The sequence below is a fragment of the Streptomyces sp. 150FB genome, from assembly GCF_000818195.1.
GTDB lineage: Bacteria > Actinomycetota > Actinomycetes > Streptomycetales > Streptomycetaceae > Streptomyces.
The window spans coordinates 3898040-3904148 of record NZ_JTHL01000001.1 but is presented as its reverse complement, the minus strand read 5'-3'; the positions used below and the strand labels follow the sequence as shown (position 1 = coordinate 3904148).

Below are 6109 nucleotides of genomic sequence, written 5' to 3'. Positions count from 1 at the left end.
TACCTGCCGGCCGCCGTCCCGGCCGCCGCCGTCGCGCCGGGCGGCAGCCCCGCGAAGCGCTGACGCCGGCGCCCGCGTTCGGATCAGGACCGCTGGGGTACGGCGAGCGGTTCGCCGAGGACGAAGTCGGGATCGACCTGCGCCGTGAGGTCGGTCCCGGTCTTCGCACTGCCCCAGCTCTCCGCGTTCCTGAGGTGGAAGTGGACCATCTGGCGCGTGTACCGCTCCCAGTCCCGCAGCGCGTACGAGTCCTCCGCCGCGTCCTGAAGGGTCTGGAGCGCGCAGCGGTTGTCCGTTTCGAGCAGTTCGAAACGCGCGGGACGGCCCTTCTCCATCGACCGCACCCAGTCGGAGTGGCCGACCGAGACCAGCAGGTCGTCACCGACCTCGTCGCGCAGGAAGTCCAGGTCGTCCCGGCCCTGCACCTTGTTGCCGACGACCTTCAGCGCGACGCCGAAGTCCTGTGCGTACTCCTTGTACTGGCGGTAGACGGACACACCCTTACGCGTCGGCTCGGCCACCAGGAACGTCATGTCGAAACGCGTGAACATCCCGGAAGCGAACGAGTCGGAGCCCGCCGTCATGTCGACGACCACATACTCCTCGGGGCCGTCGACAAGGTGGTTGAGACAGAGTTCGACGGCGCCCACCTTGGAGTGGTAGCAGGCCACGCCCAGGTCGGACTCGGTGAAGGGGCCGGTGGCCATCAGCCGGATCTCGCCGTCGTCCAGCCGGACGGGGCGGGCGCAGGCGTCGTACACCGGGTTGTCCTCGCCGACCCGCAGCAGCCGGGAACCCTCACCGGGCGGGGTTGTCTTGATCATCGCCTCGGCGGAGGTGATCCGCGGATTGCTGCCGCGCAGATAGTCCTTGATCAGGGGGAGGTGCGCGCCCATGGCGGGCAGCGCGGCGCTCTGCGCGTCGTCGAGGCCGAGCGCGGCCCCGAGGTGCTGGTTGATATCGGCGTCCACCGCGATCACGGGGGCCTCGTTGGCGGTCAGATGGCGGATGAAAAGCGAGGACAGCGTGGTCTTGCCGCTGCCGCCCTTGCCTACGAAAGCGATCTTCATGTTCACGTAGGGTAGTGGCATGGTCGCGCCTTGTATTCGGATTCCGTGAAGAAGACCACTCCAACGTGGGGTACCGCGGCCCGGCGCGTAGCCTCGCTAGTTATGAGTACGACAGCCTCCGCCACCTCCTCCGCGCCCCGGCCGGAGGATCCCCTGGCCGCTCTGGCCTCCCTCCCGGGGGTCCCCGAGGCGGTGGACTCCGTACGCAGAGCCGTCGACCGTGTCTACGGGCACCGCGTCATGCGGCGGCGCGCCGGGGAGGTCACCTCGGAGGCCGCGCTGCGCGCCGCGCGCGGCTCGGCGGCGCTGTCCGGCGCCGACTGGGCGCTCGAAGAGGTACGCAGGCGGAGCGACTTCGGCGCCGAGGCGCAGGCCCGCACGGTCGGCGCCGCGCTGCGGCTGACGGCGGAGGCCGGGCAACTCCTCTCGATCTGGCGGCAGTCGCCGGTGCGGGTGCTGGCGAGGCTGCATCTGCTCGCCGCCGGCCAGGCGGGCGTCCCGGACGGGCCGGTGGGACGGCCCCGGCTCGACGGGGAACCGGTCGCCGAAATGCCGGGGGCGCCGGAAAGCGACATCCACGGGCCGCTGACCGAGGCGCCGCTGCCCGGCGCGGCCGAGGTCGCGGGCCGGCTGGACGGACTGTCCGGCCTGATCCTCGGCGCGACCGAGGCGCCGGCGCTGGTGACGGCCGCCGTGGTGCACGGCGAGCTGCTGGCGCTGCGCCCCTTCGGCTCGTACAACGGCCTGGTGGCGCGGGCCGCCGAACGGATCGCGCTGGTCGGCAGCGGGCTCGACCCGAAGGCGATCTGCCCGGCGGAGGTCGGGCACGCCGAGCTGGGGCGGGCGGTGTACGCGGCCGCGTTCGAGGGCTACCTGTCCGGGACCCCCGCCGGGATGGCGAGGTGGATCGCGCACTGCGGGCGTGCGGTCGAACTGGGTGTCAGGGAGTCGACCGCGGTCTGCGAGGCGCTTCAGCGCGGGGCGGCCTGAGCAGAGTTCCTGGGCAGTTCCTGAACAGAGTTCCTGAACAGAGTTGCGGCGGCGCCGTGTCGGCGCCGCCGCTGACATGTCCACCGAGTTACCAGGCGTCCTCGTAATTTCGCCCATCAGGTCGGGAACGCGCCCGTCACCTGGTGCGGCTGGCCCGTAATCGACGGGTCGACGTCGCGTGGGTGCTCGGCTTCCATGCTCGGTCCGTGGGGCCTTGTGCGTGTAAAGGTGATCCTCTCGGATGTCCTTGGTCTCGCGGGCCGTTGATTCCTTTGTACTCCGGTCCGCGGGGAACGGAAACCCCTGGCCCGCTTCTTTACTTTTACTCTCAAGTAAGCCCAAAGGGGTGCGAAGCGGGCGCGGGGCGGTTTCTGTCAGGCTGTCGCCGACTGGCGGCGCCTGCTCGCGTACCAGACCAGCCCGGCGGTGGCGGCGGCCGCGCCCACGGCGGCCGCGGTCACGAGCGCGGGACGGTTCGGCATCGAGAAGCCGGGAAGGCGCTTCTTGAGCCGAACAGGGCGGTTGAAGACGAGAATCGGCCAGTCGCGCGCCGTCGCCTCGCGGCGCAGCGCGCGGTCGGGGTTGACCGCGTACGGATGGCCGACGGCCTGGAGCATCGGAACGTCGGTGATGGAATCGCTGTACGCGTAGCAACGGGGCAGGTCGTAGCCCTCGGACTCGGCGAGCGCCCTGATCGCCTCGGCCTTGGTCGGGCCGTACGCGTAGTACTCCACCTCGCCGGTGAAGCAGCCGTCGGCGCCCACGGCCAGGCGGGTCGCCACCACCCGGTCGGCGCCCAGCAGTTCGCCGATCGGCTCGACGACCTCGGCCCCGGAGGTCGAGACGATCACGACGTCACGTCCGGCGGTGTGATGCTCCTCGATGAGGGAGGCGGCCTCGTCGTAGATGATCGGATCGATCAGGTCGTGCAGGGTCTCGGCGACGATATCTTTGACCTGCTGGACATTCCAGCCCTTGGAGAGCGCGGAGAGGTACTCGCGCATACGCTCCATCTGGTCGTGATCGGCGCCCCCGGCGAGGAAGACGAACTGCGCGTAAGCGGTCCGTAGTACGGCGCGGCGGTTGATCAGACCGCCTTGGTAGAAGGACCTGCTGAAGGTCAACGTCGATGACTTCGCAATGACCGTCTTGTCCAGGTCAAAGAAGGCTGCTGTGCGCGGCAAGTAGTGGTTTTCCACAACGTCGAGCATATGCGCCCACCATTCGGCGTAAGGTAACCTGCGGTGGTTTGCCTCAGAAGACTCTCGGGTACACCATGGAAGTCACGGATCGTTCGCGACCGTGCATAACCCGGTCCGGCTCCTCCCCCCCCGAGTCGGCCGTGGGGACGACCCCCGCTCTCCCCCCCGGCGGGGGTCGTCGCATGTCCGGACGCGTTTTCGTCTCTCGGAACCAAGCGTCCCCCTCCTCGACGGCCCGGTGTGCGCTGTCGCTCTCTCCAGTCATACGCCTCACGGTGCGTAGTGGTTCCGGCGCTCTCGGGAAGTCACTGGTATGAGCTACGGGGATATTCACAACCCTTAAGTTGTCCACAGTTTTCCATCAAGATCCACATCATTTCCCGTTTGTGCCGCACGGTGATTCCGGCCGCGAAGTTCGCGGATTGCCGGAATGCCGGATACCGGATGTGTGCGGGACCGCTGGAACAAGCCCCCGCCGCGCCCGGATCCAGGCAGACATAAGGGGGCGGAGATCGTGGCTGGATCCATCACTTCAGATCGGTCGCGGGTAGCCGGAGAGCGACCGACGGGACCGCTCATCGTGACCGGGGACGCGGAGTTGCTCGACGATCTGCTGAGGCTTTGCGCAGCGGCGGGCACCGAGCCGCAGGTGCACCGCTCGGTGCCCGAGCGGAAGGGGAGTTGGGAGGAGGCGTCCCTCGTCCTGGTGGGGGACGACGCGGCGGAACGCTGTCGCGGGGCCACGCGCAGACGCGGCGTGATGCTCGTGGGGCGGGACCAGGACGACCCGGACGTATGGCAGCGGGCGGTGGAGATCGGCGCCGACTGCGTGCTGCGCCTGCCCGACGCGGAGAGCTGGCTCGTCGATCGCATCGCCGACGCCGCCGAAGGCGTGGGCAGACCGGCACTCACGGTCGGGGTGATCGGCGGCAGGGGCGGCGCCGGTGCGTCGACGCTGGCCTGCGCGCTGGCGGTCACCGCGGCACGCGCCGGCCGGCGCACCATGCTCGTCGACGGCGATCCGCTCGGCGGCGGTCTCGACGTCCTGCTCGGCGGAGAGCAGACGGAGGGCAGGAGGTGGCCGGATTTCGCCGCTTCGAAAGGGCGCGTCGCGGGAGGCGCGCTGGAGGAATCGCTGCCCCGGCTGCATGACTTACGGGTGTTGAGCTGGGACCGGGGCGACTCGGTGGTGATCCGGCCGGAGGCCATGCGCTCGGTCCTCGCGGCCGCCCGCAGACGCGGTGGTGTGGTGGTCGTGGACCTTCCGCGCCGGGTCGACGAAGGGGTGGCGGAGGCGCTGGCGCAGCTCGATGTGGGGCTGCTGGTGGTGCCGGCGGAGCTGCGGGCCGTGGCCGCCGCGGGGCGGGTGGCCTCGCTGGTCTCCATGGTGCTGAGGGACCTGAGAGCGGTGGTCAGGGGACCGTACGCGACGGGGCTCGACGACCGGTGGATCGCCGACGCGCTCGGGCTTCCCCTGGTCGGCGAGCTGCCCTCCGAGCCCGGGCTCTCCCAGGCGCTGGACGGCGCGGCGCCACCGGGGTCCCGGACGCGTGGCCCGCTGGCCGCGTTCTGTACGGCCTTCTGGGACCGGGCGTTCGCGGGTGAGGGGAGCGTGGCGTCATGAGCGGGTTGCCGTGGGAGAGGGCGGCGGAGAGCGGTGTGGCCGGTGGCGGTGCGGCGGGTGACGGGGGGTTGCTCGATGCCGTGCGGCGGCGGCTCGCCGAGAGTGGGGCCGAGCCGACCCCGGCGCGGGTGGCGGCCGCTCTGCGTGCTCAGGGGCGGCTGCTCGGGGACGCCGAAGTGCTGGGCGCGGCGGAGGAGTTGCGATGTGAGCTGGTGGGCACGGGGCCGCTGGAGCCGCTGCTCGCGGACGCGTCGGTGACGGATGTGCTGGTCTCGGCGCCCGACCGGGTCTGGGTGGACCGGGGCGGCGGGCTGGAGCTGACGGCCGTGTCGTTCCCCGACGCCGCTTCCGTACGGAGGCTGGCGCAGCGGCTGGCGGCCGTGGCCGGACGCAGGCTGGACGATGCCAGGCCCTGGGCGGACGCCCGGCTGCCCGACGGGACACGGATGCACGCCGTGCTGCCACCGGTGGCGGTCGACTCCACGTGTCTGTCGCTCCGGGTGGTGCGCCCGAAGGCCTTCTCGCTGACGGAACTGACGGCGGCCGGCACCGTACCGCCGGGCGGGGAGCGGCTGCTCCGGGCGCTGATGGAGGCCCGGCTGTCGTTCCTGATCAGCGGCGGCACTGGTACGGGAAAGACCACACTGCTGTCCACCCTGCTGGGTCTGGTGGGCCCGCGTGAGCGGATCGTGCTCGCCGAGGACTCCGCCGAACTGCGGCCCGACCACCCGCATCTGGTGCGGCTGGAGTCCCGTCCGGCGAATCAGGAGGGCGCCGGTCTGGTGACGCTGGAGGATCTCGTCAGACAGGCCCTGCGGATGCGACCCGACCGGCTGGTGGTGGGAGAGGTGCGGGGGGCCGAGGTCTCGGCGCTGCTGGCCGCTCTCAACACCGGCCACGAAGGTGGCTGCGGGACGGTGCACGCGAACACCGCCTCGGACGTGCCCGCGCGCCTGGAGGCACTCGGGACGGCCGCAGGCCTGGACAGGGCGGCGCTGCACAGCCAGCTCGCCGCCGCGCTCTCGGTGGTGATCCATCTGGTGCGGGACCGGACCGGGCGGCGGCGGATCGCCGAGGTGCATGTGCTGGAGCGGGACGCGGCGGGGCTGGTGGTGCCCGTGCCGGCGCTGCGCTGGGGCGCGGAGGCGTTCGCGTACGAGCGGGGCTGGCCGCGGCTGCTGACCCTGATCGGGGGCCTGCCATGACGGCGCCGGTCATGTCGG

General features: G+C 71.2%; 5 protein-coding genes. 3 read left to right on the top strand and 2 right to left on the bottom strand.

Going from position 1 to position 6109, the window contains the following annotated elements; genetic code table 11:
* Positions 1–83 precede the first annotated feature (83 nt).
* Positions 84–1070, bottom strand: coding sequence for an ATP-binding protein (locus tag QR77_RS16665; protein WP_040022595.1), 987 nt, complete (start codon positions 1068–1070; stop codon positions 84–86).
* A 102-nt stretch (positions 1071–1172) separates the two neighbouring features.
* Here QR77_RS16665 and QR77_RS16660 point away from each other — a divergent pair, with 102 nt between their 5' ends.
* Positions 1173–2060 (top strand): hypothetical protein, encoded by an 888-nt coding sequence (locus QR77_RS16660; protein WP_040022594.1) that lies wholly within the window; start codon positions 1173–1175, stop codon positions 2058–2060.
* 374 nt (positions 2061–2434) lie between these two features.
* Here the strand turns inward: QR77_RS16660 and QR77_RS16655 are convergent, their stop codons facing one another.
* Complete coding sequence (locus tag QR77_RS16655) at positions 2435–3271, bottom strand: HAD-IB family hydrolase (RefSeq protein WP_040022593.1); 837 nt, start codon at positions 3269–3271, stop codon at positions 2435–2437.
* Positions 3272–3776: 505 nt separating this feature from the next.
* On the opposite strand from QR77_RS16655, the gene ssd reads away from it, so the two are divergent.
* The gene (gene ssd, locus QR77_RS16650) at positions 3777–4886 is read left to right on the top strand and encodes a septum site-determining protein Ssd (protein ID WP_040022591.1); all 1110 of its coding nucleotides are present in this window, start codon (positions 3777–3779) and stop codon (positions 4884–4886) included.
* A complete protein-coding gene (locus tag QR77_RS16645; protein WP_078876754.1) occupies positions 4883–6091 on the top strand; it encodes a TadA family conjugal transfer-associated ATPase in 1209 nt (402 codons plus the stop codon). Before ssd ends, QR77_RS16645 begins: the two co-directional genes overlap by 4 nt.
* The last annotated feature ends 18 nt before the right edge of the window (positions 6092–6109 follow it).